Annotated in this window: 1 protein-coding gene and 1 pseudogene; both read right to left on the bottom strand. The window is 64.8% G+C overall.

The features are described 5' to 3' along the window. Positions 1-101: 101 nt before the first annotated feature. Positions 102-1265, bottom strand: a complete 1164-nt coding sequence (locus C2U70_RS30975) for a cytochrome P450 (protein ID WP_140982428.1) — start codon at positions 1263-1265, stop codon at positions 102-104. Positions 1266-1439: 174 nt separating this feature from the next. After that, a pseudogene (locus C2U70_RS30970) lies at positions 1440-1697 on the bottom strand (hypothetical protein); the annotation flags it as partial.

Below are 1697 nucleotides of genomic sequence, written 5' to 3'. Positions count from 1 at the left end.
TGGCGGTCGCGCCCTGCATCAGGCTCCAGCCCTCCTCCACATCGACGGCGTGCCTTGCGCCCGAGGGCTCGACATAGATGATGTTGACCATGTCGTTCCCCTCAGTTGACCGCGAGCTCGAGCAGCATCGGGCTGCGGAAGGTCGATGACGGCATCCAGGCGAGCTGCTCCTGGGTGCGCCGGTAATTCGGCACGACCTTGTGGAACTCGTCGAAGGCGATCTTCACGGCGAGCCGTGCGATCGCCGTGCCGAGGCAGGCATGCACACCGCCGCCGAAACCGAGATGGCCGCGCGGCTTGCGCGTGATGTCGTAGACGTCGGGGTCGGGGTACTGCCGCTCGTCGCGATTGCCGGAGCCGTAGGCGAGGCAGACGAAGTCTCCTTCCCGCATGGTCTGGCCGTGCAACGTCACGTCCTTCTGCAGGCAGCGGCGGAAGCGTTGCGCCGAGGTGTTGAAGCGGAGCGATTCCTCGATCGCGTCGGCCAGCCGTTCCGGATTCGCCACGAGCGCGCTCCTGGCATCGACATGGTCCGCGAGGTTGAAGGCGAACATGCTCATGAAGCCGCCGAGCGACTCGATTCCGGCCATGATCAGTGTCGTCGTGGTGAGCAGTACCTCGCGCTCATCCAGCCGGTCGCCGTCGATCTCGGCCATGGCGAAATGCGAGATCAGATCGTTCTGCGGATTGGCGCGCCGTTCCGCGATGACCTTGGCCGCGTAATCCTGCATCCAGTTGTAGGCCGCGATGTGCTCCGGTCCCTTGGCCCGGGTGTGCGGGTCGCTCTGCACCATCAGCACCGCCTTGTCGCGAACGGTCTGCTCGTCGCCGAGTGGCAATCCGAGTGCGGCAAACAGCACGCGCACCGTGAATTTGGACGAAAAATCCTCGATGAAGTCGAACCGATCCCTGCCACGCAAAGCCTCCGCAGCACTGCGCGCGATGTCGCGGATCGGATCGCCGAGGCTCTCCAGGTTTCGTTTCATGAAGGCATATTGGATGAGGCCGCGCAGGCGATCGTGGCGCGGCGGATCGGTCGTGCCGAGGGTCGCGCCGGCGCGGTTGGGCAGCTCGGTCATGAGATTGCCCTTCGCCGACGAATAGAGCTGCCAGTTCTGGCCGGCGGAGACGATGTCGGAGTAGCGCGACAGGATCCACATCCCCGCCTGCGGGCTCCAGAAGCACGGGTGCTCGTCGCGCAGCGTCTTGTAGAACGGGAACGGGTCGGCATCGACCACGGGCGAATAGGGATCGAAGGTGAACATGACGTCTCCTCGTTGAGATGCGCATTGTTTGCTTCGCTGCGTCCTTAGCAGCGCGGCCTCCGGCATCGTGAGAGAGGAATCCTGCCGCGACTTGGACTTTTCAAACATCGTCCATGCCCGGCCTGGCCGGCCTCATCGCGCAATCGCCCGCAGAGGTATTCAACGGTGGGATTGTCAGCGACGCGCGACGGCCTTGATCGGCGGACGCTGGTCGGAATCCGGCATCCGTCGGGTGGCGCCGGCAAGCGTGGGCGCGACCACGATCTCGAGCTGCTGGCGCAACCAGCGGTGCATCGGATCGGTCTGGTGGCGCAGATGCCAGACCATGAACATCGGCATATCAGGACATTCGAACGGCACCGGCGCGACCGCAAAGTCGCGCAGCATGTGCGCGCGCAGCAGGCTCGGCAGCGTCGCGATCATGGTGCTGCC

This window comes from Bradyrhizobium guangdongense (assembly GCF_006483445.1).
Taxonomy (GTDB): domain Bacteria; phylum Pseudomonadota; class Alphaproteobacteria; order Rhizobiales; family Xanthobacteraceae; genus Bradyrhizobium; species Bradyrhizobium guangdongense_A.
This window is presented reverse-complemented; position numbering and strand designations above follow the sequence as displayed.